Annotated in this window: 23 protein-coding genes and 2 riboswitches; of the genes, 18 read left to right on the top strand and 5 right to left on the bottom strand. The window is 38.4% G+C overall.

The genetic code is table 11. From position 1 onward, the window contains the following. Positions 1-13 precede the first annotated feature (13 nt). Entirely contained in the window at positions 14-889 is an 876-nt protein-coding gene (locus tag KI338_RS13285) for a LysR family transcriptional regulator (RefSeq protein ID WP_212921594.1), read from the bottom strand. A gap of 253 nt (positions 890-1,142) precedes the next feature. Here KI338_RS13285 and KI338_RS13280 point away from each other — a divergent pair, with 253 nt between their 5' ends. From KI338_RS13280 to KI338_RS13265, 4 genes are all read left to right on the top strand, one after another. Beyond that, the gene (locus tag KI338_RS13280; protein WP_212921490.1) at positions 1,143-2,390 is read left to right on the top strand and encodes an amidohydrolase; all 1,248 of its coding nucleotides are present in this window, start codon (positions 1,143-1,145) and stop codon (positions 2,388-2,390) included. After that, a complete protein-coding gene (locus KI338_RS13275) occupies positions 2,387-3,610 on the top strand; it encodes an amidohydrolase (RefSeq protein ID WP_212921489.1) in 1,224 nt (407 codons plus the stop codon). The genes KI338_RS13280 and KI338_RS13275 overlap by 4 nt, the downstream gene beginning before the upstream one ends. 10 nt (positions 3,611-3,620) lie before the next feature. Next, entirely contained in the window at positions 3,621-4,376 is a 756-nt protein-coding gene (locus KI338_RS13270) for an ankyrin repeat domain-containing protein (RefSeq protein ID WP_212921488.1), read from the top strand. A 336-nt stretch (positions 4,377-4,712) separates the two neighbouring features. Beyond that, positions 4,713-4,813: riboswitch (purine riboswitch) on the top strand. A 137-nt stretch (positions 4,814-4,950) separates the two neighbouring features. Beyond that, positions 4,951-6,252 carry an NCS2 family permease gene (locus tag KI338_RS13265; RefSeq protein ID WP_212921487.1) on the top strand — a complete coding sequence of 434 codons (1,302 nt, stop codon included), beginning with the start codon at positions 4,951-4,953 and terminating at the stop codon, positions 6,250-6,252. 228 nt (positions 6,253-6,480) lie between these two features. Here KI338_RS13265 and KI338_RS13260 read toward each other — a convergent pair whose 3' ends face one another. From KI338_RS13260 to KI338_RS13250, 3 genes are all read right to left on the bottom strand, one after another. Then, positions 6,481-7,644, bottom strand: coding sequence for an MFS transporter (locus KI338_RS13260; RefSeq protein WP_212921486.1), 1,164 nt, complete (start codon positions 7,642-7,644; stop codon positions 6,481-6,483). Between the two features lie 129 nt (positions 7,645-7,773). Continuing rightward, positions 7,774-8,295 (bottom strand): peptide-methionine (S)-S-oxide reductase MsrA, encoded by a 522-nt coding sequence (gene msrA / locus KI338_RS13255; RefSeq protein WP_280530754.1) that lies wholly within the window; start codon positions 8,293-8,295, stop codon positions 7,774-7,776. 242 nt (positions 8,296-8,537) lie between these two features. Beyond that, positions 8,538-8,972, bottom strand: a complete 435-nt coding sequence (locus KI338_RS13250; protein ID WP_212921484.1) for an Hsp20/alpha crystallin family protein — start codon at positions 8,970-8,972, stop codon at positions 8,538-8,540. Positions 8,973-9,066: 94 nt separating this feature from the next. Here KI338_RS13250 and KI338_RS13245 point away from each other — a divergent pair, with 94 nt between their 5' ends. From KI338_RS13245 to purD, 13 genes are all read left to right on the top strand, one after another. Further along, positions 9,067-9,672: a DUF2179 domain-containing protein gene (locus KI338_RS13245; protein ID WP_212921483.1), complete on the top strand. Its 606-nt coding sequence runs from the start codon at positions 9,067-9,069 to the stop codon at positions 9,670-9,672. Between the two features lie 106 nt (positions 9,673-9,778). Continuing rightward, positions 9,779-9,878, top strand: a riboswitch (purine riboswitch). 199 nt (positions 9,879-10,077) lie between these two features. Next, a complete protein-coding gene (gene purE, locus KI338_RS13240; RefSeq protein ID WP_212921593.1) occupies positions 10,078-10,569 on the top strand; it encodes a 5-(carboxyamino)imidazole ribonucleotide mutase in 492 nt (163 codons plus the stop codon). Beyond that, positions 10,556-11,680 (top strand): 5-(carboxyamino)imidazole ribonucleotide synthase, encoded by a 1,125-nt coding sequence (gene purK, locus KI338_RS13235; RefSeq protein WP_212921482.1) that lies wholly within the window; start codon positions 10,556-10,558, stop codon positions 11,678-11,680. The genes purE and purK overlap by 14 nt, the downstream gene beginning before the upstream one ends. Further along, positions 11,673-12,968 carry an adenylosuccinate lyase gene (purB, locus tag KI338_RS13230; protein ID WP_212921481.1) on the top strand — a complete coding sequence of 432 codons (1,296 nt, stop codon included), beginning with the start codon at positions 11,673-11,675 and terminating at the stop codon, positions 12,966-12,968. The genes purK and purB overlap by 8 nt, the downstream gene beginning before the upstream one ends. 10 nt (positions 12,969-12,978) lie before the next feature. Next, a complete protein-coding gene (purC, locus tag KI338_RS13225; RefSeq protein ID WP_212921480.1) occupies positions 12,979-13,692 on the top strand; it encodes a phosphoribosylaminoimidazolesuccinocarboxamide synthase in 714 nt (237 codons plus the stop codon). Beyond that, positions 13,689-13,940: a phosphoribosylformylglycinamidine synthase subunit PurS gene (gene purS / locus KI338_RS13220; RefSeq protein WP_212921479.1), complete on the top strand. Its 252-nt coding sequence runs from the start codon at positions 13,689-13,691 to the stop codon at positions 13,938-13,940. Before purC ends, purS begins: the two co-directional genes overlap by 4 nt. Next, on the top strand, positions 13,937-14,629 hold the full coding sequence (purQ, locus tag KI338_RS13215) for a phosphoribosylformylglycinamidine synthase subunit PurQ (RefSeq protein ID WP_212921478.1): 693 nt from the start codon (positions 13,937-13,939) through the stop codon (positions 14,627-14,629). Before purS ends, purQ begins: the two co-directional genes overlap by 4 nt. Beyond that, a complete protein-coding gene (purL, locus tag KI338_RS13210; RefSeq protein ID WP_212921592.1) occupies positions 14,607-16,826 on the top strand; it encodes a phosphoribosylformylglycinamidine synthase subunit PurL in 2,220 nt (739 codons plus the stop codon). Before purQ ends, purL begins: the two co-directional genes overlap by 23 nt. Beyond that, positions 16,811-18,220 (top strand): amidophosphoribosyltransferase, encoded by a 1,410-nt coding sequence (gene purF, locus KI338_RS13205; protein WP_212921477.1) that lies wholly within the window; start codon positions 16,811-16,813, stop codon positions 18,218-18,220. The genes purL and purF overlap by 16 nt, the downstream gene beginning before the upstream one ends. Before the next feature lie 13 nt (positions 18,221-18,233). Further along, on the top strand, positions 18,234-19,256 hold the full coding sequence (gene purM, locus KI338_RS13200; RefSeq protein ID WP_212921476.1) for a phosphoribosylformylglycinamidine cyclo-ligase: 1,023 nt from the start codon (positions 18,234-18,236) through the stop codon (positions 19,254-19,256). Then, the gene (gene purN, locus KI338_RS13195) at positions 19,249-19,812 is read left to right on the top strand and encodes a phosphoribosylglycinamide formyltransferase (protein ID WP_212921475.1); all 564 of its coding nucleotides are present in this window, start codon (positions 19,249-19,251) and stop codon (positions 19,810-19,812) included. The genes purM and purN overlap by 8 nt, the downstream gene beginning before the upstream one ends. Positions 19,813-19,880: 68 nt before the next feature. Then, positions 19,881-21,413, top strand: a complete 1,533-nt coding sequence (gene purH / locus KI338_RS13190) for a bifunctional phosphoribosylaminoimidazolecarboxamide formyltransferase/IMP cyclohydrolase (protein WP_212921474.1) — start codon at positions 19,881-19,883, stop codon at positions 21,411-21,413. Positions 21,414-21,424: 11 nt separating this feature from the next. Next, positions 21,425-22,684: a phosphoribosylamine--glycine ligase gene (gene purD, locus KI338_RS13185; protein ID WP_212921473.1), complete on the top strand. Its 1,260-nt coding sequence runs from the start codon at positions 21,425-21,427 to the stop codon at positions 22,682-22,684. A gap of 440 nt (positions 22,685-23,124) precedes the next feature. Here purD and KI338_RS17785 read toward each other — a convergent pair whose 3' ends face one another. Then, positions 23,125-23,589: a glycine zipper domain-containing protein gene (locus KI338_RS17785; protein ID WP_244853606.1), complete on the bottom strand. Its 465-nt coding sequence runs from the start codon at positions 23,587-23,589 to the stop codon at positions 23,125-23,127. Between the two features lie 277 nt (positions 23,590-23,866). Between KI338_RS17785 and KI338_RS13175 the strand changes: the two genes are divergently transcribed. Then, positions 23,867-25,606: an adenine deaminase C-terminal domain-containing protein gene (locus KI338_RS13175; RefSeq protein ID WP_212921472.1), complete on the top strand. Its 1,740-nt coding sequence runs from the start codon at positions 23,867-23,869 to the stop codon at positions 25,604-25,606. Positions 25,607-25,608 lie beyond the last annotated feature (2 nt).

Genomic DNA, 25,608 nt, shown 5'->3' with positions numbered 1-25,608 from the left:
AGCAGAGTATCCTCTATACCTTTTGTATCATTTCTATAAAATTCTCGGCAGCCTTGGACAAGCTATGATCTTTAAGCCATATTAATCCAACTGATCCGCTCAGTTCGGTTGTGTTTGATATTCGATAAGCATTTATGGGGTATCCAGTATATCGTTTAAGTAGCGTTTCAGGAACTATAGATGTAGCGAAGTCAGATGTAACTAGATCCATCAAAAGACTGATATCAGAACACTCCCCAACAATATTAGGTTGTAGTTTAAATCGGGAAAATGCTTCTAAAATTAAGTAATGCACACCTAATCCCTCCGTACTTGGGAACAGGAGTGGATAATGTTCAATTTCAGCAAGCGATACATCTCGATCAAAAGAGGTATGCTCCTTCGATGTGATGAAATAAAAAGGCTCGTTACAGAGGTGGAGTACAGAAAAATCGTCCAAATCTAATGGTAAGCGAATAATTGCAAGCTCCACAATTCGTTCCCTGACTAATTGACAAAGATAGGAGGATTCATTTTGTTGAATTTTATACGTTACCTTTGGAAATTTTTTTTTAAATTGTTTAAGTGCACGAGGCAACCCGCTTACCGAAAATGTGTTTACTCCAATCGTAAGTCTTCCATTTACACCTTTCCCGACTTCCTTTACCTCTGTTTTCGTTTCTTCCATCAATTGAGTTATTTGTAGCGCATTTTTATATAGAGCCTTTCCCGCCTCCGTCACCTCTAGAAGTTTACCACTTCTCTCGACTAACTTAGAACCAAGTTCTTCTTCCATGGCTTTTAATTGCTGGCTTAATGGTGGTTGGGACATATGCAACCTTTTAGCAGCAGCAGAAATTTTCCGTTCTTCTACAATAGCAATAAAATAGCGTAGTTGTCTTATATCCATCATTAGTTTCCTCTCTATTTCATATATGGAAAAAGTAAGTAAAGATAACTTTATTAATATTTTTCATATAATTATCCTCATGATACCATATTTATAGACAAGATGCGGGCTATTAAAGGGATAGAAGGAATTTTTAGATTTTTCTAGTAGTTATGCTTACCGCATGTAGCAGGACTCCAGACTTTAAGGAAAATAGACAGTTTAAATTTGTCTATTAAAGTTTAGAAGAAAATTATAAAAGGAGAGTATTTTTTTGACATTATTATTAAAGAATGTGCGTTTGGAAACAGGATATTTGTATGATAAAACGTTTGTAATAGCTACAAAAACAAAAATATTTGATGTATTGATTGAGAATGGAAAATTTATTGAAATAGCCCCAACGATTGAAGCAAGCAATGTAGAAGTAGTAGATGCCAAAAAGCAGCTCCTTGTTCCATCGTTCAAGGAAATGCATACACATATTGATAAAACATACTTCAGTGGTGAGTGGAAAGCGCCAACGCCAACTACTGAAGGGATATTTTCTCGTTTAAAAGAAGAAGCGATATTACTACCAAAGCAATTGGAGGTAGCCGAAGAAAGGGCACATGCCATGGTCCAGCATTATATAAAAAAGGGCCATACGCATATTCGTACACATGTGAATGTTGATCCACAAATTGAGACTAAACATATGGAAATTGCCAAGCGTGTTTTGGAAAGCTATCGCAATCAAATCACGTATGAGATCGTTGCATTCCCACAACATGGTTTATTACGCAATGGCCAGGTATTCTTAACAATCCTTGAAAAAGCATTACAAATGGGTGCTACACATATCGGAGGGGTAGATCCTGCTTTAGTTGATCGAAATAGCGGAGAAGTTTTAAAAACAACGTTTCAATTAGCTGAAAAATATGATGTCGGAATTGATATTCATTTACATGAACAAAACACATTAGGGGAATTTGAAATTCAACAAATTAGTCATGAAATTGAACAACGTTCTTTTAAAAAGGAAGTTACCCTAAGTCACGCATTTGCACTGGCAGACTTACCTCAAAAATCATTAGACAGGCTAGTAAAACAAATGGCTACGAATAACATTAGCGTGACGACAACAGTTCCTATTGGCCCAGGCCCAATTACAATTCCTGTGAAGTATTTGTATGATAACGGTGTGAAGGTTTCTATTGGACATGATAGCCTTGTTGATCACTGGTCTCCATTTGGAAGTGGTGACACGGTTCAAAAATTAAATCAGTTTATCCAACGTTTTGGCTACATTGATGAATGGCATATTGGACAGTCCTTGAAATATGCTACTGGTGGTTTAACACCATTAAATGACGCTGGTGAAAGACAGTGGCCAAAAATAGGAGATACGGCTAACGGGCTACTTGTGGATGCAGTGAGCTCTGCACATCTAGTTGCCAGACAATGCCCTATTTCGACAGTGATTTCAAAGGGAAGAATTATTCATGAAGAAGAGATAGAGCTAAAGGGGGAATATCGATGAGCATATGGCTTTCTAATGTTCGACTGGAGACGGGTGAAACAATGCACGAAGATGGTAGCATCCAGACAAGATCCGATTTGTTCCATATTCATGTTGCAAAAGAAGGAATAATTCAAACAATTATACCTGCAACTGAGAATGTACCGGATATAGATATAATTGATATGGAAGGAAAACTAGCACTTCCTGCATTCAAGGATATGCATAATCACTTGGATAAAACGTATCTTTCATTAGGGTGGAAGGCTTGTCGTCCTGTAAATAGTTTGTCTGAGAGATTGGCTATTGAAGCAGCTGAATTAGAAGAGCTTTCAGAAACAGTAACACAAAGAGCAGCTGCCATGATTGAATTACACTTGAATAACGGTGTGAATCATATTCGAACACATGTTAATATCGATCCCTTTATCAAATTGAAAAATTTAGAAGGTGTGAAAAAAGCACTGGAAGCCTATGAGCAATATTTAACCTATGAAATTGTTGCGTTTCCTCAGCATGGTTTATTGGCCCATGGAGAAATGCCTGATTTGTTAAGACAAGCATTGGAATCTGGTGCGACAATTTTGGGAGCACTTGATCCAGCAGGTATTGATAAGGATGTCGAAAAATCATTACAAATCACCATGGATATAGCCAAGGAGTATGCTGTAGATGTTGATATGCATTTACATGATAAAGGGCAAGTAGGTTTCTATACGATGGATAAATGGCTAGATATGGTGAAGGAACAAAAATATATGGGGAAGACTACATTTAGTCATGCATTTGGTTTAAGTAAGTTGTCACCTCATTTTCAAAAGCAATTTGCGAAAAAGCTAAGCGATTCTAATGTGGAAATTATGTCTACCATCCCAATTTCTATCAACCATCAGCTAATCCCTATTGATCTATTGAAAACAGCAGGTGTAAAAGTTGGCTTGGGTTGTGATGGCTTTTATGATTCTTGGAGTCCTTATTTTTCTGGCGATATTTTGGAAAAGGTACATAACTTTTGCGACTATACAGGAAAATCAGATGAACGTTCATTACGTCAGAGTCTCAGTTTAATCACGCAAGAGTTGACCCCACTAAATAGAGAAGGAGAACAAGTTTGGCCAAAGATTGGGGCGGAAGCAAGTTTTGTGTTTGTTGATGCTAGTTGTAGTGCAGAAGCAGTGGCTAGACTACCAAAAAACAGACTATTGATGCATAAAGGGAAAATATACAAATCCACACATTAGGAGGGTGTAGATGAAAAAAATCTATTTTTTAATAATAATTACTTCACTTTTTTTGGTGGGTTGTACAGAAACTGAAGAGAAGAAAACTGATTCGGCAAACGTTGAATCTGAAGTATCTGAAAATGTTTCAACTGTAGAAACAGCAGAAACAAAGGGGGATGAAGTTGTGAAATATGATGCTGGAAGCTTAATTCAAGCAGTGGAAAACAACGATATAGAAAAAGTAAAAAACATACTTTTAGATACAGAGTATAAAATTGATGAAACAAACGAGAAAGAGGAAACACCATTATTGATAGCCACTCATAATAACCAAGTAGAAATTGCCCAGTTATTAATTGATCATGGAGCAAACATTAACCAACAGGATGCCATTAGTGACAGCCCATATTTGTATGCGGCAGCACAAGGGAAAACAGAGATTCTTAGCTATATGATTGAGCATAGTAATCCAGATCAAAGTAAAGTTAATCGATTTGGCGGCAATGCCTTAATCCCTGCTGCTGAAAAAGGGCATCTTGAGAATGTACGATTATTATTAAAAGACGGCAAAGTAAATATTAATCATCAAAATAATTTCGGCTATACTGCACTTATCGAGGCAGTTGCTTTACGTGATGGCTCAAAGGTGTATCAAGACATTGTAGCGGAATTATTAAAATACTCTGCTGATAGAACGTTAAGAGACAATGATGGAAAGACAGCTGAAGATTACGCAAGAGAGTTAGGCTATACACAGATACTTGAGCAATTACAATATAGATAGAGATGAATATTTTTAGAAAGTCGAGATGAATAGATTCTTCATTCATAGTTTTTAAAAGGAAGAAGTCATATTCAACTATTCAAAGTAGTATTAAATTAAACCACAGCTCCATACAGCTTTTGCTACAGAACAAACCGTCTATGCCAATGATCATAATTATTTTATGAAAGTACCGAGATGGAGCTAGGGATTGAATGAATACATTGATATAAAGGGTTCAAAGTCACTTGTAATTCATGAATGGTAATAACGAACGATATATTAAAAACAACATAAAATGTTCGGAAATGGTTGACAGTATCCTAGTAAAATAGTATTATAGCTTCAGAAACACTTGAAAATATGAATGTCTACCTGCGTATAATTTAGGGAATATGGCCCAAAGTCTCTACCAGACCGCCGTAAATGGTCTGACTACGCGGATTAGTATAATATGGATGATAGCTTACTCTATGGTTAGTTTTCTATTGTCTATCTTTACTTTTCTTGCATAGTCATGAGCATGTATTTCCCCTAAAACTCGGGGGGAATACATGTTTTTTTTCGCACTCATTCTATTTTAGGAGGAAAAGTAATGAGAAAGTATTTTCATTTTGAGGAGTTAGGAACGAGTTATCGTACCGAATTCACAGCTGGATTAACAACATTTTTAGCTATGGCATATATCCTATTTGTCAACCCTGCTACACTTGCTGAGGCTGGTATGGATAAGGACGCAGTATTTGTAGCAACAGCGGTTGCTGCTGCAGTGGGTACATTATTTATGGGGATTATTGCTAAATATCCGGTTGCATTAGCGCCGGGAATGGGGCTTAATGCTTTCTTTGCTTATACGGTTGTTCTAGGCTATGGAATTCCATGGCAAACGGCTTTATCAGGTGTACTAGTTTCTGGACTTATTTTTATGGTATTAACATTAACTGGTCTTCGTGAGCGAATTATTAATGCAATCCCTGCAAACCTTAAATACGCCGTTGGGGCTGGGATAGGGCTATTTATTGCATTTATTGGTTTAATAAATTCTGGAATTGTCGTTGATAATTCTGCAACACTAGTAGGGATAGGGGATGTTACTTCCCCGGATGTACTATTAGCTATTTTCGGTTTAGTTATTTCTGTTGTTTTACTTACTAAGGGAGTAAAAGCAGGGATATTCTATGGCATGATCATTACTGCAATCGTAGGAATGATATTTGGATTGGTTCCAGTTCCAACATCACTTAATCATATTATTGGCGGAATTCCAAGTATCTCACCTACCTTTGGGCAGGCATTATTCCATTTTGATGAAATATTTACACTTCAAATGCTAGTGGTTATCTTAACATTCTTGTTTGTTGACTTCTTTGATACGGCTGGTACATTAGTAGCTGTTGCTACTCAAGCTGGTTTAGTGAAGGAAAATAAACTACCACGTGCAGGTAGAGCATTATTTGCAGACTCTGCAGCGACTGTTTCAGGTGCAGTATTCGGTACATCCACAACAACTTCTTACGTGGAATCAACTGCAGGTGTAGGTGTAGGTGGTAGAACAGGTTTTACAGCAGTCGTAACAGCTGGGTTTTTCTTACTTGCATTATTCTTCTCGCCATTACTAGCGATTGTAACATCAGCAGTAACTGCTCCGGCACTAATTATTGTTGGAGTATTAATGGCAGGGCAGCTAAAAAATATTGAATGGGATCGATTTGAAATAGCTGTACCAGCATTCTTTGTATTACTCATGATGCCATTAACCTATAGCATCGCAACTGGTATTGCAATCGGATTTATTTTCTATCCAATTACGATGATTGTTAAAGGTAAGGCTAAAGAAATTCACCCAGTCATGTATGGATTATTCATTGTATTTATTCTATATTTTGTCTTCCTATAAGCAGTGTCCAAGCGAAATCTCGAGGTATAGAGATTTCGCTTTTTTTATTTGTTGAAGCATTGTTTCGGTAGGTGTCTAGTATGATTTTTATGTAGTCAGATGAGAGAGGTAGATAAGGTAGATTTCTCGATTGAACGCTTAATTAGCAACTTAGAAGTTTGCAATACTATCAGAACGAATGAAAAAAAGCCATCCCCTAACAGGGAAATGGCCCTCTATCCTTCATTATTATTGACTAACTGTTCGTTCGCGCGAAAATAGGACATGATAAACGAATATTGCAGCAGTTCCTAGTAGAGATACAACACTTAATGTATAATACAATGTACTTCCATTGAAATGATCGATAATTGTCCCACCGGTTAGGGAACCAATTATACCACTGATTCCAAAGAATACGGCATAATAAACGAGATGTCCAGTTGACTGTAATAGCTTCGGAATTAAACGAGTTACATAGTCAAGGGCAGCTAAATAGAATATCCCAAACGTAATCCCGTGAAGGAACTGTAAGGAAATGACAAACATTGGATTATCCGCAAACCCATAGATAAACCAGCGCAAACTATACAATACACCAGCAATCATGATAAACACTAATGGGTGTAGTTTTCGGAACCAAAAGCCTGCTAATGCAAATACTAATGCTTCACTAGCGACACCAACAAACCAACCTAAACCAACTAATGCTTCACTTCCGCCAAGCTCTGTAATATATAATCCTATATAACTATCATTCGTTCGATGGGCTAATGATAGAAAGACAATGGCAATCAAGAAAAATAAAAACGGTTTATTCTTGATTAATACTCCTACGTCTTTTAAACGAACAGGGTCTGATTCAACTTTAACATCCTGTAAACGGAAAACAACAAGCATCGCGATAAATCCAAATAGTAAGTATGGCCATATCATATATTGAACACCGTACTTGGAAAGAATTTCACCGATTATTAGGGACGATGTAGCAAATCCGATAGATCCCCACATCCGAATGGTTCCAAAGGAAACACCAATTTCATTCGCTCTCCGCTGTGAAAGACTATCCCCTAGACCACCAATAGGCGAAGTGAAGAAATAAAACATCGCTCCAACTATCATAATAGAAATCAAACTATTCATTTGAAAGAAAATAGTACTGAAAATAAGTAGACCCATTACACAAATCAGTAGAATCTTTTTCACGGATTTAAATTTATCACTTAAATAACCAAAAAATGGTTGAGCGAATATAGATGCTAGTGGTCCAATTGCCAATACCCAGCCAATCTCTGTTCCATTTAAACCTTTGTATGCTAGGTATAATGGCAAAAAGCTAAGTATAATCGTATTTGTAGCATGAAAGCTAAATAATAACATTTTTAATGGAATTAAGGATTCTTTACCTGCCAAGTTGTCAGCCCCTTTAATTAATGCTGTTCAAGAGGTAATTATACTATGTAGAGATTGATAGGGAAACAAGTAATTTCAAGTTAATTCAAAAAAAAGGAGCATCCTCCTAAGTGGGTGCCCCTATATCTATTACCAGTTCTCTGAAATAAACGCATCACGGCCAGACTTGGCTCGGTCTTCTTTATATTCCTTTTCACTTTTTTTATAAAAGTCTTGATGATACTCCTCAGCAGGATAGAAGGTAACAGCTGGAAGAATTTCCGTTACAATCGGTTTTGAGAATCTACCACTTTCCTCTAAAGCATGTTTCGATGCTTCGGCGAGTGCTTTTTGTTCATCATCATGATAGAAGATTGCGGTACGATATTGATCTCCACGGTCGTGGAATTGTCCTCCTGCATCGGTTGGATCAATTTGTCGCCAATATACTTCTAATATTTCATTATATGAAATAATGCTAGGATCAAACGTAATTTCAACTGCCTCATAATGACCTGTCGTCCCGGTTTTTACTTCCTGATAGGTAGGATTTTCTACATGACCGCCAGTATATCCAGAAATCACAGAGTGTACCCCATCCCACTGGTCAAAAGGCTTAACCATACACCAAAAACAGCCACCTGCAAATGTTGCTTTACGTAATGTTGCCAAATTTGTTTCCTCCATATTCTACTGCTAGTTTCGTAGCACTTTATTTCTAGAAAAAATATAATAGTTATTTTATAAAATATACCATATTTGCTTAAATAGAACATGATAATACTCCAGAATTTCATTTGTGAATTAATATAAGTGAACAATGTAAAAAACAGAGTCGTAAAGATCCGAATCAAGGACTCATTGACTCTGCTTTTAATAATAAAAGGCTTGGGCCAAGCTTTCAAAGAATGCTCTTATTCATCCTCTAATAGCTCAACCGTCACACGGTTTTTTCTACTAGAATCCGAAATGAAGCGATGCAATTGAATAAATACTAACCCGCTATTATAGGTGGCTCTGATCTTATCGGAGCGAACGGGAAAGGGTAATGGGACCTTACGTTCAAAGACTCCTTGTAATATTTCCTCTTTCACAACTGTTCCGCCAGAATGACCAATATCAATTGTTCCACGGAGTTCTAAGGTTGCGTAATCTACATAAATATCTATCTTATCTAAATTTCTTAATCCGGGAATACTAGCAATACATAGTAATTCATTATCCGTTTGGTAAAGATTAATCTGGGGAATAGTTGGTTTAAGGACACCTTCAAATTGATCCCAGAACTGTTCACCGAAGAATTGATCCATATTTCGTTTCCAATCTGTCATTTGTTGAAATGGATCCACACAATCACCTCATTTATCGTAAATAGGATAGTCATACTATATGCAGATTGTAAATTATGGGTGAATAACCTTTTTTTATTGGGAGGTATTAAAGTTGCTTGATAATGCACTGATCATGGTTGCCATTATTTTGATTGTTAATGTCGCATATGTATCGATGTTTACCATTCGCATGATTCTAACCCTAAAGGGTCGGCGCTATATCGCTGGCTTTGTCAGCATGTTTGAAATAATTGTTTATATTTTTGGATTAGGACTTGTTCTTGATAATTTGAATGAAATTCAAAATGTGATTGCATATGCCTTAGGATATGGAATTGGGGTTGTAATAGGCTCTATCATAGAAGAAAAACTAGCGCTCGGCTACATCACTGTCAATGTTATCTCAACAAATCCCGATTTAAATTTCACTCGTAGATTACGTGAAAAAGGGTATGGTGTTACTAGTTGGTCTGCTTATGGAATGGATGGGGACCGATTAGCGATGCAAATTTTAACCCCTAGAAGATACGAATTAACGCTATACGAGGAAATAAAGAACATTGATCCAAAGGCCTTTATTATTTCCTACGAGCCAAAGCAAATCTATGGTGGATTCTGGGTCAAGCAAGTACGAAAGGGACGATTACTTAGTCCTAGGAGGAAAATGGATAGAACAAAGAATGACCACGGTAATACAAAGGAAGAAAAGCAGGAATAAGCTGTATTTGGTGAAAAACCCCTTAAAATCCGAACATTAATTAATTTAATTTAAAAATTGTTCGATTTTTATTGACCTTAAAAATGTTCTTTGTTATGCTAAAATCAACAAAAAAATAACGGACCCTCATATATTTCTTGGGATATGGCCTTGAAGTCTCTACCCGGCACCGTAAATGCCGGACTATGAGGGAAGATGAATCTTTGCAGAATGCAATTGATGCTTTTTGTAGTCTTTTCTTCTACAAAAGCATAGCTTGCTATTACCATTTTTGGGATTAGCGAGTATTTGCTTGCTGTTGGATTAATGAGGTCTATTCATCTTCTCTCAGAATTGGGAGAGGGTGAATAGACCTTTTTGTTAGTTGGTAGAAAAACAGATTTCCATGGAGAAGGAGAGATGAATATGTCTTTAGTCGGTGTCATCATGGGAAGTATCTCTGATTGGGAAACAATGCAGCATGCATGTGCTATTTTAGATGAATTACAGATAAATTACGAAAAGGAAATTATTTCAGCACATCGGACTCCGGAGGATATGGCTAAGTATGCTAGAACAGCGTATGAACGTGGATTAAAGGTGATTATCGCAGGAGCAGGGGGAGCAGCTCATTTACCGGGAATGGTAGCGGCTCAAACGATACTTCCGGTCATTGGCGTACCCGTTCAAAGTAATGCATTAAATGGTCTTGATTCACTGCTTTCTATCGTTCAAATGCCTGCTGGGGTACCAACAGCAACAGTTGCTATCGGGAAAGCAGGTGCCATTAACGCTGGGATTCTTGCAACACAAATCATTGGCACCTTTGATGAGGTAACTGCACAAAGACTTGTTAGCCATCGAAAAGAAATGCTAGAAAAAGTATCTGAAATGAGGGAAGAGCTTGCAAAACAATAAGATTATTCTTCCAGGAGAAACGATTGGAATAATTGGTGGTGGACAGCTTGGTCGTATGATGGCTATAGCAGCAAAATATATGGGCTACAACGTGGTCGTCTTAGACCCGACCCCAAATTGTCCTACTGCACAGGTAGCTGATCAGCAAATTATTGCAGAATATAATGACATAGCTGCTATAAACGAGTTAACATCTATTTCCAGTGTTGTAACGTATGAGTTTGAAAATGTAGATTTACGAGCAGCAGCTATGATTGAACAAGAAGGCAAGCTGCCACAAGGAGCATATCCATTAGCGATTACACAAAACCGTGAAAAAGAAAAGCATTTAATGGAAGAAGTAAATTTACCCGTTCCAAACTTTGCAATTGTACATCATAGGGATGAGGTTGTGCAAGCATTGGAGCATTTGCCGTTCCCGCTTGTCATCAAGACGTGTCAAGGTGGTTACGATGGAAAAGGACAGCTTAAGCTGGAATCTAGTCTAGACTTATCAGAAGCTATTCAGTTTGTCGAACAGCATCAGCATTGCATAGTGGAAGCTTGGATTTCCTTTGATAAGGAAATATCAGTGATATTTACACGCAGCAAGACAGGAGAAATAGTGTTCTTTCCGATAGCAGAGAATATTCATAAAGACCAAATCCTGTATCAAACAATAGTCCCTGCGAATATTTCAGTGTCTGTAAAAGAAAAAGCATTAGCCGCTGCAAGAGCGCTAGCCGAAAAAATGGATATTGTCGGAACGTTTACAATTGAAATGTTTGTTGCTGGAGAAAAAGTATATCTTAACGAAATGGCACCTAGGCCACATAATTCCGGGCACTATACCATTGAGGCGTGCAACGTTTCGCAATTCGCTCAACATATTCGCGCTATTTGTGGCTTACCATTAGTTCCGGTAGAGCTTATAAAGCCAGCAACGATGCTCAATATTTTAGGTGAGAACTTCAATCAAATAATAAAAGCTATTCCTAAGATAAATCAGGGCTTTGTCCATTTTTATGGAAAGGAAGCTGTGAAAGCAAAACGGAAAATGGGGCATATTACCTTTATTGGAGATAATTTAGCAGAAAAAGTTGAAAGCTTGAGGAGGCAACTAAATGATTGAGCGCTATACAAGAGAAGAAATGGGTACCATTTGGACAGAAGAAAATAAATTTAATGCCTGGCTAGAAGTTGAAATTCTTGTGTGTGAAGCGTGGAGTGAGCTAGGGATTATCCCACAGGAGGATTTAAAACGAATTCGTGAAAAAGCATCTTTTGATATTCAACGCATTTATGAGCTTGAAAAGGAAACTCGACATGATGTTGTGGCATTTACTCGTGCAGTTTCCGAAACACTTGGTGAGGAACGGAAATGGGTTCACTATGGTTTAACCTCAACAGATGTGGTGGATACCGCATTATCATTAAATTTGAAGCAAGCAAATGAAATTCTCCGTAAGGATATACATAATTTCATTGAAATACTAAGAAGTAAGGCTATTGAACATAAGCATACCGTGATGATGGGAAGAACACACGGTGTACACGCAGAACCCACTACTTTTGGTCTAAAGATGGCTTTATGGTATGAAGAAATGAAACGTAACCTCGAACGCTTTGAATTAGCTGCGAAAAATGTAGCGTTTGGAAAATTATCTGGTGCAGTTGGAACATATGCAAATATTGATCCTTTCGTGGAGCAATATGTTTGTGAAAAGCTGGGGCTAACACCAGCACCAGTTTCTACTCAAACACTACAACGTGACCGCCATGCAGCATATATCGCCACCTTAGCGTTAATTGCTACTTCAATAGAAAAGTTTGCTACAGAAATACGTGGACTACAAAAAACAGAGACTCGTGAAGTGGAAGAGTTTTTCGCAAAAGGACAAAAGGGTTCATCTGCCATGCCACATAAACGAAACCCAATTGGATCAGAGAATATGACCGGAATGGCAAGAGTTGTTCGTGGTTATATGGTAACCGCCTATGAAAATGTTTCCCTATGGCACGAGAGAGACATCTCACATTCCTCAGCAGAACGAATTATCTTACCAGATGCAACGATTGCGTTGAATTATATGCTAAATCGCTTCGGAACGATTGTAAAGAATTTAACGGTTTTTCCAGAGAATATGAAACGAAATATGGATAAGACACATGGGGTAATCTTTTCCCAGCGTGTACTCCTTGCTCTTATTGATAAAGGAATGAGTCGTGAGGAGGCATACGACATTGTACAACCAAAGGCAATGGAAGCATGGGAAACAGAAATATATTTTAAGAAGCTTGTAAAAGCCGAGGACCGAATAACAGCACTATTAACGGATAAGGAAATTGAAGCATGCTTTGATTATACGTATCATTTGAAAAATGTCGATGTGATTTTTGAACGCATTGGCTTAAGTTGAGGTGACAACTGTGAAGGCAGAGCTACTATATGAAGGAAAAGCTAAGAAAGTATACCGTTCAACGATAGATCCCAATAAACTTGTTTTAGCTTATAAAAACGATGCAACAGCTTTTAATGGGAAGAAGAAGGACACATATGTTGGAAAAGGAAGATTGAACAATGAAATATCTTCCTTGATTTTCCCTTATTTACATGAATGCGGAATTGAAAGCCATTTTATTCAAAAACTGAGTGATACAGAGCAATTAGTTCATGAAACAAAGATTGTTCCACTAGAGGTAGTCGTTCGTAATGTGGCAACGGGAAGTATTACCAAGCGTTTAGGGTTTAAGGAGAAGACGCTATTTAGCCCACCATTAGTAGAGTTGTTCTATAAAAATGATAGGTTAGAGGACCCACTAATAAATGACGATCATGCTTTACTTTTAACAGATATTAGAACACAGGAATTACGTGAAATAAAGGTTAAGGCACTTGAAATAAATACCGCATTACGCGAATTCTTTCAGTCTATACAATTACTTTTAGTAGATTTTAAGCTTGAGTTCGGACGTCTTCCAGATGGGAGAATCGTACTCTCAGATGAAATATCACCAGATACATGTCGATTATGGGATATTGAGACGAATCAAAAAATGGATAAGGATGTTTTTAGGCTTGGGACAGGAAATCTAATTCTCGTTTATGAGCAAATCCTACAACGACTGGAGGCAAGGGTATGAGAAAGGTAACGGTTTTTATTACGCTGAAGCAAGGTGTACTTGATCCACAGGGTAATCAGGTCCAAGAATCACTTCAATCACTTGGTTATAACGTGGTTCAGGATGTTCGAATTGGAAAATATATCGAACTACTGGTAGAGGATGGACCCGATTTAGAGGTACGAATTCAAGAAATGTGTGATAAGCTACTTGTCAATCCAGTCATGGAAGATTACTACTATGAGGTGAAGGAGGATGTCCACTCGTGAAATTTGCTGTAATTGTCTTCCCCGGTTCTAACTGTGATCAGGATATGTATCATGCGGTAAAGGAAGTTATTGGCGAAGAAGGGGATTTGGTCTGGTACCAGGATAGTAATCTAGAAAACTATGACGCTATTCTCCTACCCGGTGGTTTTTCATATGGGGATTATCTTCGTTCTGGAGCGATTGCAGCAAACTCTAAAATTATGGAACAAATTAAGCTGCATGCTGCAAAAGGAAAACCAGTGCTTGGGGTTTGTAATGGATTTCAAATCTTGACAGAGGCAGGGCTTCTACCAGGAGCATTATTACGAAATAAAGGCTTATCCTTTATGTGTCACCAAGAGGAAATAATAGTAGAGAACAATGAGACCCTTTTTACGAGTGGCTATCAAGTAGGAGAAGTTCTTCGATTGCCAATCGCGCACGGAGAAGGTAATTATTTCTGTGATCAAGAAACATTAAGGGAGCTTGAGAAGCATAATCAAATTGTGTTTACCTACCGAACAAATCCTAATGGCTCCACTGCAAATATAGCTGGAATCATAAATAGAGCAGGAAATGTTTTAGGAATGATGCCACATCCTGAGCGAGCAGTAGAGACTTTACTGGGAAGTAATGACGGGTTATTGCTGTTCCAATCAATCATCAGAAATTGGAGGGAGTCCTATGATGCTACAAACGCGAGAATTTAACCCAGAAAAAATTGAACAGGAGAAGCTGTATCAAACGATGGGGCTAAGTGAATCAGAATTTGAAATGATCCAACAGATTTTAGGCCGACTTCCGAATATAACCGAAACAGGTATTTTCTCTGTGATGTGGTCAGAGCATTGTAGCTATAAAACCTCTAAGCCTTTATTGAGAAAATTTCCTACTAAAGCTCCTCATGTACTCCAAGGTCCTGGTGAGGGAGCAGGAATTATTGATATTGGCGATAATCAGGCAGTTGTGTTTAAGATTGAGAGTCATAATCACCCATCTGCAGTGGAACCGTATCAGGGAGCAGCAACTGGGGTAGGTGGGATTATTCGTGATGTGTTCTCTATGGGTGCTCGTCCCATTGCATTGATGAACTCATTGCGATTCGGAAATCTAACATCTAATCGGGTGAAATATTTATTCTCCGAGGTTGTTAGTGGCATCGCTGGATATGGTAATTGTGTAGGTGTTCCTACTGTTGGGGGAGAAGTACAATTTGATGAATCCTACGAGGATAATCCTCTCGTAAATGCTATGTGTATTGGCCTAATCAATCATAACGATATTCAAAAGGGAGTAGCAGCGGGAATAGGTAATACAGTCATTTACGTTGGTGCACCTACAGGAAGAGATGGAATTCATGGTGCCACTTTTGCTTCTGATGATTTGGCAGAGAATGTGGCTAAGGACCGTCCTGCAGTCCAGGTTGGGGATCCATTCATGGAGAAGCTTTTAATAGAGGCTTGTCTTGAGGTTATTAAATCAGATGCACTTGTTGGCATGCAAGATATGGGAGCAGCAGGACTCACATCTTCAGCTAGTGAAATGGCAAGTAAAGCCGGAACCGGTATGGAGATGAATTTAGATCTTGTTCCACAGCGTGAACCTAATATGACAGCCTATGAATTGATGCTTTCTGAATCCCAAGAACGTATGCTATTAGTAGTACAAAAGGGAAGAGAGCAAGAAATAATCGATATATTTAATCGTTATGGACTCCACGCTGTGGTGGTTGGTCGAGTAATAGAGGATAAGGTTTTCCGTATCATCCAACATGGAGAGATTCAAGCTGAAATTCCTGTAGATGCGTTAGCGGAAAATGCTCCAGTCTATCATTTACCAGCAATAGAGGCGAAGTATTTTCAAGAGTTTCAGAAGATTGGAAATAAAGTTCCTTCAGTCGGTAATTTTGGTGATATGCTAAAACGCTTATTGCAACAACCAACAATAGCGAGTAAGGAATGGATTTTTGATCAATATGATTCGATGGTGCAAACGAATACCATTCTAGGGCCAGGATCTGATGCAGCAGTTATTCGTATTAAAGGAACAGATAAAGCACTAGCAATTACAACCGATTGTAATTCCCGTTATATTTATTTGGATCCTGAAACAGGTGGAAAGATTGCAGGAGCAGAAGCAGCTAGAAATATCGTCTGCTCAGGGGCGCGTCCACTAGCACTAACAGATGGGTTAAACTTTGGTAATCCAACAAATCCAGAGGTGTTTTGGCAAATGGAAAAAAGTGTTGAAGGAATGAGTAAAGCCTGTGAGACACTTGGAACTCCTGTTATTAGTGGGAATGTGTCGTTATATAACCAATCTAAAGGAAGAGCGATTTTTCCAACACCAATTGTTGGCATGGTAGGGCTGTTCGAGTCACTTGAACATATTACGCCGAGCTTTTTCCAAGAGGCAGGGGATGTCATTTATTTGATCGGTGAGACTAAGCCTGAATTTGGTGGCAGTGAACTACAAAATATTTTAGAAGGAACGTATCAAGGTAAAGCACCAGTGATTGACCTGGAGGTTGAAGCAAAGCGTCAGACACAACTATTAGATGCCATTCATAAAGGGCTCATTGTTTCTGCTCATGATCTTTCTGAGGGTGGATTAGGGGTTGCCTTGGCGGAAAGTCTATTTGCGGATGACGCCTTAGGAGCAATTATCCAAATAAGGGGAGATGAGACTGTTGCTCTATTTAGTGAAACACAATCTCGCTTCCTTATTAGTGTTAAAAAGGAAAATAAGGATGCCGTTGAAAAAGTCTTAACGGATGCCATACCAATAGGTGTGATTACGGCGGACGGAATGCTAACCATTTATAATGAGTCGAGCATAGTTTTATCTGAGAAAGTTGCGGAATTGCGTAGTCTTTGGAAAGGGGCAATCCCATGCTTGCTGAAGTAAGAGGGTTACAGGAAGAGTGTGGTGTATTTGGAATATGGGGCCATGAAAAAGCAGCTGAGTTAACCTACTACGGACTTCATGCCCTTCAACATCGCGGACAGGAAGGTGCGGGGATAGTAACTTCTAATGGTCAGGAGTTAAAGCTCCACAAAGGACAGGGCTTAGTAAATGATGTATTCAAACGATTTGACTTTTCCAAGCTGGGAGGCTGTGCAGCAATTGGTCATGTTCGCTATGCTACTCAGGGAGAAAGTACGATTGATAATGTTCAGCCACTTCTTTTTCGTTCACAAACTGGAAGCATGGCACTTGCCCATAATGGCAATATCATGAATGCTTATGAGCTTCGCGGTGAGCTTGAGGAAGCAGGGAGTATATTACAAACATCCTCTGATACGGAAGTGCTGGCTCATTTAATAAAGCGTAATGGGAGAATGGATTCTATCTCTGGTTTAAAGGATGCACTAAGACAGCTAATAGGAGCATATGCCTTTCTTATTCTACAGGAAGATCGAATGCATATTGCACTAGATCCTAAAGGACTAAGACCGCTCTCTATTGGTAAATTAGGAGATGCTTATGTGGTTGCCTCTGAAACGTCTGCTTTTGATATCATTGGTGCTCACTATGAGCGTGAAGTGTTACCAGGAGAATTGATTACCATTTTTAATGATGGCATGGAAACTACTCGCTTCGCTAGTGAGGAAAAACGTGCCCTATGTGCAATGGAGTATGTATATTTCTCCCGTCCTGACAGTGACTTAAATAAGGTAAATGTTCATGCCTCAAGAAAGCGGATGGGAATGGAGCTCTTTAAGGAAGCATCTGTAGATGCGGATGTGGTTACGGGAGTACCTGATTCTAGTATATCTGCTGCTATTGGCTATGCGGAAGCAAGTGGAATTCCTTATGAAATCGGATTAATAAAGAACCGCTATATTGGAAGAACATTTATACAGCCATCCCAAGAGTTAAGAGAACAAGGGGTAAAGATGAAGCTGTCCCCTGTAAGAAGGATAGTGGAGGGAAAACGTGTCGTTATGGTTGATGATTCTATCGTACGGGGAACAACATGTAAGCGGATTGTTCATATGCTAAAAAGCGCTGGAGCAAAAGAGGTACATGTTCGAATTGCATCACCAGCTATTATGAACCCATGCTATTACGGGATTGATATGTCTACTAAAAAAGAATTGATTGCAGCAAATTACTCACTTGAAGAAATAACGGAAATGATTGGTGCCGATAGCTTAGCATATCTTTCAAGCACAGGATTAGAACGAGCTATTGTATCAGATGATTCGCTTGAACAAGGAATATGCATGGCCTGTATGACCGGAAAATATCCTGTTTTAAAAAATGGGCAATTAGAAATAGCCTATACAAAATGTTAGGGGGAGTGTGTACATGTCACAGCTTTATAAAGCTGCAGGGGTCGATGTGGAGGCGGGCTATGAAGCAGTAGAAAGAATCAAAAAGCATATTTTGAGAACTTCACGACCAGAAGTGCTTGGTGAGGTTGGTGCATTTGCTGGATTATTTGAGCTAACTTCATTTCGCTATAAAGAGCCTATCTTAGTTTCCGGTACAGACGGTGTAGGAACTAAGCTGAAGCTTGCAATTGCGTTAGATAAACATGACACCGTAGGTATTGATTTGGTAGCTATGTGTGTTAATGACATTGTTGCACAAGGCGCACAGGCATTGTTTTTTTTAGATTATATAGCCTGTGGAAAGAACGAACCAACAAGAATTGAACAGATTGTGTCCGGTATTGCTGATGGCTGTGCTCTTGCAGGTGCAGCTCTTATAGGCGGAGAAACGGCGGAAATGCCAGGGATGTACCAAGACGATGAATACGATTTAGCTGGTTTTGTTGTTGGTATTGCAGAGAAATCGAAGATAGTCACTGGTAAATCAATTCAGCCAGGGGATGTGGTCATCGGGCTAGCATCAAGTGGAATTCATTCCAATGGCTACTCATTAGTACGAAAGCTTGTACATGGGATGGATTATCATCAGGTTCCTGATGGATTATCGAAGCCATTAGGAGAGTGGCTAATGGAACCGACAAGGATTTATGCGCAATCTGTTAAACGACTACAGGATGAGATTTTGGTGAAAGGGATCTCACATATAACTGGTGGAGGATTTTATGAAAATATACCAAGGATGTTGCCGGATGAGCTTGGAGTAGAAGTTTTTTTCGATAGCTGGGAAACTCCTGAAATTTTTCTATTCTTACAAGAAATAGGTCAACTCTCGCTGGATGAGATGTTCGGTATTTTTAATATGGGTATTGGTATGGCAATTGTAGTTTCCTCAGAGGAAGCACAGACGGCAATCGACTTGTTAGTTGAGAATGGAGAAAAAGCAACTGTCATTGGTCGTGTTGGTACTGAAAAAGGAGTTCATATTCGTTATGAATAAAGTTAAGGCAGCAGTTTTTGCCTCGGGAACAGGAAGCAACTTTGATGCCATCATCGGACGTAGTAATCTAGCCTGTGAAATTGTAGTTTTAATCTGTGATAAGCCTGGTGCACCTGTGATAGAAAAGGCAATCAGCAGTGGGATTCAAACATTAGTTTTAAACCCAAAAGCGTTCGTGTCAAAGCAAGAATACGAGACGAAGATTCTTCATTTTTTGCGAAAAATGGATGTCGAGTGGATCTTCCTAGCTGGCTATATGAGATTAATTGGCCCAACTTTACTTGCTGCATATGAAGATAGAATTATTAACACTCATCCCTCCCTTCTTCCAGCATTTCCAGGGAAAGACGCAATTAGTCAAGCGATCCAAGCTGGTGTAAAGGTAACAGGAGTGACCATTCATTTTGTTGATGAAGGAATGGACACCGGACCAATTATTGCACAGAGGGCATTAGAGGTTTTAGAAGATGATACAGAGGCCACATTGAAAGTACGTATTCAGGATGTAGAACATGAGCTGTATCCAGAGGTAATTAATAGATTAGTGCGAGGATAAATGCTCTTTCTAATGTGTTTCAATAATAACCCTAGACGATAAACTACATAAAACCAAGGAGTGTAATCATGAAAAAGCGTGCGTTAATTAGTGTTTCTAATAAGCAGAATATCGTAGCTTTTGCCAAAGGATTAGTAGAACTAGATTATGAGATTATTTCAACTGGTGGAACGTTAAAAACCCTCATGGATGCTAATGTACCTGCCGTAGCGGTTGAACAAGTGACAGGGTTTCCAGAGATTTTGAATGGTAGGGTGAAGACACTTCATCCAAATGTACATGGTGGATTACTTGCAAAGCGAGTGGATCAAGATCATATGAAACAGTTGAGAGAAAATCATATCGAACCATTTGATTTGGTAGTTGTTAATCTTTACCCATTTAAGCAAACACTTGAAAAAGAAGGGGTATCCGCAGAAGAAATCATTGAGAATATAGATATTGGTGGGCCAACAATGCTTCGATCAGCAGCAAAGAATTTTAATGATGTAATGGTTGTGGTAGATCCAGCGGATTATGATTTAGCTCTAAAGAGCTTAAGAAACGAGTCAATTACATTTAAATTTCGCCAACGTCTAGCTGCTAAGGTATTTCGTCATACAGCTAATTACGATGCCATGATTGCGAATTATTTTTTAACAGAAACAGGGGAAAAGTTCCCGGAGAGCTACACAGTTACATATGAAAAAGCACAAACACTACGCTATGGTGAGAACCCTCATCAGGAAGCTGCTTTTTACAAAAATCCTCTACAAAATGGGATGAGTCTTGCTACAGCAAAGCAATTACATGGCAAGGAGCTTTCCTATAATAATATACAAGATGCAAATGCAGCACTGGAAATATTAGCAGAGTACAATGAACCAACTGCTGTTGCGGTTAAGCATATGAATCCGTGTGGAATTGGTATGGGAGAAACAATTGCTGAAGCATTTCAACTCGCTTATGATGCAGATCCAATCTCCATTTTTGGTGGAATTGTTGCTCTAAATCGTGAAGTAGATTCTCAGACTGCTGCAATGCTTAAAGATATATTTCTAGAAATTGTTCTAGCACCGAGTTTTACGGAAGAGGCACTTGCTGTTCTAACACAGAAAAAAAATATCCGATTATTAGCGTTAGAGATGTCTTCAACGGATGTCACTAGCTACAAGCTTACAACTGTACATGGTGGAGCACTAATTCAAAGCAAGGATAATGGGTTTATTAAAGAAGGAGAGCTTGAGGCTGTCACAACAAGGCTACCCTCTGAAAAAGAACTGCAGGATCTATTATTTGCTTGGAAGGCAGTGAAGCATGTGAAATCGAATGCCATTGTTTTAGCAAAGGGTAAACAGACCATTGGTATCGGTGCTGGCCAGATGAATCGTGTAGGTGCAGCTAAAATTGCTATAGAACAAGCTGCTGAGAAAGCCAGTGGTTCTGTTATGGCATCGGATGCATTCTTTCCAATGCCAGATACGGTAGAAGAGGCAACTAGAGCAGGGGTTACTGCTATTATTCAGCCAGGTGGTTCAAAGCGTGACCAGGATTCGATAGATGTATGTAATCAGCATGGCATTGCGATGGTATTTACTGGTATGCGTCATTTTAAACATTAGGAGGGTGTCGGATGAACGTTCTAGTGATTGGTCGTGGAGGACGTGAACATAGTATTATTATGAAGCTTGCACAAAGTGAAGAGATTTCTAGTCTTTATGTAGCACCTGGAAACCCCGGAATGGGAGATTTCGTCACATATATCCCAATAGAAGAAATGGAGATAGCAAAACTAGTAGATTTTGCCAAACAGCAGCAAATCGACCTGACAATTGTTGGACCAGAAGCCCCCTTAATGACTGGGATTGTTAATGAATTTCAAGCTGCAGGCCTGCGTATTTTTGCTCCTCGAAAAGAAGCGGCATTAATAGAGGGGAGTAAAAGCTTTGCTAAAGAAGTAATGAAAAAGTATCAGATTCCTACCGCAGAATACGAGACCTTTACCGATCCAAGCACTGCAAAAAAATATGTAGAAGCAAAAGGAGTCCCTATCGTAATAAAAGCAGATGGATTAGCTGCAGGAAAAGGGGTAGTAATAGCAGAAACAATAGACGTGGCTTTCCAAGTAATTGATGATATGCTAGTTTCCAATTCATTTAGAGAGGCAGGGGCGCAAATTGTAATTGAGGAATTCCTTGAAGGGAGTGAATTCTCATTAATGGCATTTGTGAATGGTGAGAATGTTTTTCCGCTCATTCCTGCCAAAGACCATAAACGAGTATATGACGATGATCTGGGACCAAATACAGGTGGAATGGGAGCCTATGCACCAGTATTTGAAATTCCCAAGGAAATAATTACCATTTCAACTCGAGAAATCCTAGAAAAGACAGCAACTGCCCTTGTAAAGGAAGGACGCTCTTTTACTGGAATTCTTTATGCAGGGCTAATGTTGACTGATCAGGGACCGAAAGTGATTGAGTTTAATGCTAGATTTGGTGATCCGGAAACACAAGTTGTACTACCACTGCTGAAGAATGATTTGTTACAAGTCGTGCTAGATGTATTAGATGGAAAAAATCCTAATTTGGTATGGGAAAAGAAGACCTGTTTGGGTGTGGTGCTTGCTTCAGAAGGGTATCCTTCAAATTATATTAAAGGCACTAAAATACCAAGCTTTAAAAAAAGCAGTGAGACTTTTATTGCTTATGCTGGTATTGAAAAAACGGATGCCGGGTTTGTTTCCAATGGAGGGAGAGTTTTATTAGTCGGAGCGAAAGGGACTTCTCTTGCTGAAGCAGGGCGATATGTATATAGCATTTTACCTCATAACCATAGGCTGGAAGGATTATTCTACAGGACTGATATAGGTAAGATAGGAAGTGTAAGATAAACTGTATAAAAGAGCTATAGTCCCGAATCCACAAAAAATATAAAACCATTATCAGATTCTTTGTGATATCATTTTAACATTTTAATGTTTAAGGAGCACAGTTTCTTTATTACAAGCATTATACATAACACATAAAGCTCACGTTCTCTCTGATGTATTTGATTTAATTTTCTGTAGGTTGAACACGGACATATTTCCAACCTCCTTTAGGATTATTAATTACTATGCAATGATGCATTATCACGAAAATGATTTCAATAACGCTGGAAATTATGGCGATAAAATCAATAAGTATTTTTGAAGTAGTTGACAATCTAAATCTATTTATAAGCAGAGAAAGCACTGTGAAAACGCAGTGCTTTTTGATTCCGATAAAAAGTATTCGATTAGAAAAGAATTTCAGCGTAAATCTTAATAATGGCTAATTTATTTCTGTTCTATTATAAGGTCTTACCTTTTTTCTTAGCATCTGCATCTAAAGCTACACCAATTGCTACGCCAATTCCAGCACCAAGTGGTATCCCTAGAGCGATATTATCAACTATAAGCAGTCCGTATACCACACCTAAACTGGTTCCTATGGACATAAATATACTCAGATAAAATCCGCTTGATACTAATTTGTGTTGTTTTAATAAATGTGTACTAATGTGATTCAATTTTTGCTTGTGATGTCTAAAGTCATATTCTTCTATGTGATCTAAGCTATCTATTAGTTGTTGTATATAGTTTTCCAAATCAATAAAGTATTGATAGCATCTTTCGCATTTAGATGCAAAGGAGCCTAACTTTTGAATTACTTTCTGGTACTTATCCAGTTGAAGTCTAATTGCAACCTCATTATCAATTTTATTTCTTAATTCTTTTAGCTTTTCTACCAATATATCAACGCGTTGACTTTCCATCGTTTAACCCCCATTTTACTTAAGCAAATATAAACTTTTTCAACGTATAAATAATAATTCCCTCGCGATCTACGTCATAATCTTAACACAAATATTCTGAATACCACATGCTTAATTCCTGATATGGTAGAGAAACCCTAATTACAAGCTTCTCTACAAATCATCCATTCAAATCCAATCCTGTCACAAAAAGTTCACTCCACTTCACAAAAACTTTACAGTAATAAAGCATGAATTATGGTACAATTAAAAAAATGAAAATTTTGGAGAGTTGAAGATGCTTGAGAACGGCTTTTGGAGAAATTTTGAGCTACGTAAACATGTAAAGGTAATAGAGGGGGAAATTGCCCCTACACTTGTGCTGAAAAATGCAACCTATTTAAATATGTATTTAAAAAAATGGTTAACTGCTAATATTTGGATCTATAAGGATAGAATTGTATATGTTGGAGAAAAGCTACCTAATTTAATGAATGGAACAGAAGTGGTAGATTTTAAGGGGTTCTTTGTTGTTCCTGGTTATATGGAGCCTCATGCCCACCCATTTCAACTGTACAATCCGGAGACTTTAGCAAACCATGCGGCAAAGTTTGGTACAACTACATTAATCAATGATAATTTGTCATGGCTTTTTTTATCTGACAAAAAGAAAGCGTTTTCTATATTGGCGGAGTTTAATAAATTACCAGTTTCTATGTACTGGTGGTGCCGATATGATCCGCAGACTGCGCTATTGAATGAAGAGGAGTTATTTAACACGGAAGACCTCATGGATTGGTTATCCCACCCATCTGTTATTCAAGGAGGGGAGTTAACGGGATGGCCGAGCTTACTATTAGGTGATGATCGTTTATTATATTGGATTCAAGAGACTAGACGGAAGGGAAAGCCTGTCGAGGGACATCTTCCTGGTGCATCGGAGAACACACTTACAAAGCTAAAGCTTCTTGGTGTTACATCAGACCATGAATCAATCAGTGGTGAAGATGTTATTAATCGATTAAAGCTAGGCTACCAAGTAGGGCTACGATACTCTTCCATCCGTCCAGATTTACCACAACTTTTAGAAGAGATTTTAGCAGCGGGAATAACTAATTTTGATCAAATAACAATGACAACGGATGGAGCAACACCTGGTTTTTATGAAAATGGAGTAATGAATGTCTGTATTGATATTGCGATACAAAAAGGTGTCCCTATTGAAGAAGCTTATCGAATGGCAACTTTTAACGTAGCAAAGCACTTCCATTTAGAGGAACAACTAGGATGTATTGCCCCTGGTCGGATAGCTAATATTAATATCTTGCAAGCAAAAGATAATCCGCATCCACTTAGTGTCATAGCCAAAGGAAAGTGGCTGGTAAAGGATGGTGAAGTGCTAGAACAACCATCTTTAATAAATTGGGAAAAGTACCATATTAAACCGATTGCGTTTGAATGGGATATGAGTATAAAGGATTTACAGTTCTCCATTCCTATTGGCCTAGACATGGTAAACGATGTCATTATAAAGCCTTACCCAATACAAACGGATATCACAGTCGAGAAGCTTCCAGAAAAACGCGATGATGCCTTTCTTTTATTAATTGATAAAAATGGGAAATGGCGTGTTAATACGACTATCCGTGGCTTTACCACAAGCCTAGGAGGACTTGTTAGTTCATTTTCTCAAACTGGAGATTTAATTTTTATTGGTAAAAATAAACAAGATATGCTGCTTGCGTGGAAACGACTGAAAGAATTAGGTGGAGGAATTGTTGTTGTACAAAATGGTGAGATTGTCGTAGAGCTCCCTTTAGTATTAGGAGGAAAGCTATTTGCTGGTCACATGGAGGAACTGATAGCGAAGGAGAAGCTACTCAAGGAAAAGCTGTTGGAATATGGCTATAAATTTAATGATCCAATTTACAGCATCCTTTTCTTATCATCTACACATTTACCTTATATACGCATAACGCAAGAAGGGGTTATTGATATTAAAAAACGAGAAGTAATCTTCCCAGCAACGATGCGTTAGTA

Source organism: Ornithinibacillus bavariensis (assembly GCF_018333235.1).
In the GTDB taxonomy this organism is placed as follows: domain Bacteria; phylum Bacillota; class Bacilli; order Bacillales; family Amphibacillaceae; genus Ornithinibacillus; species Ornithinibacillus bavariensis.
This window is presented reverse-complemented; position numbering and strand designations above follow the sequence as displayed.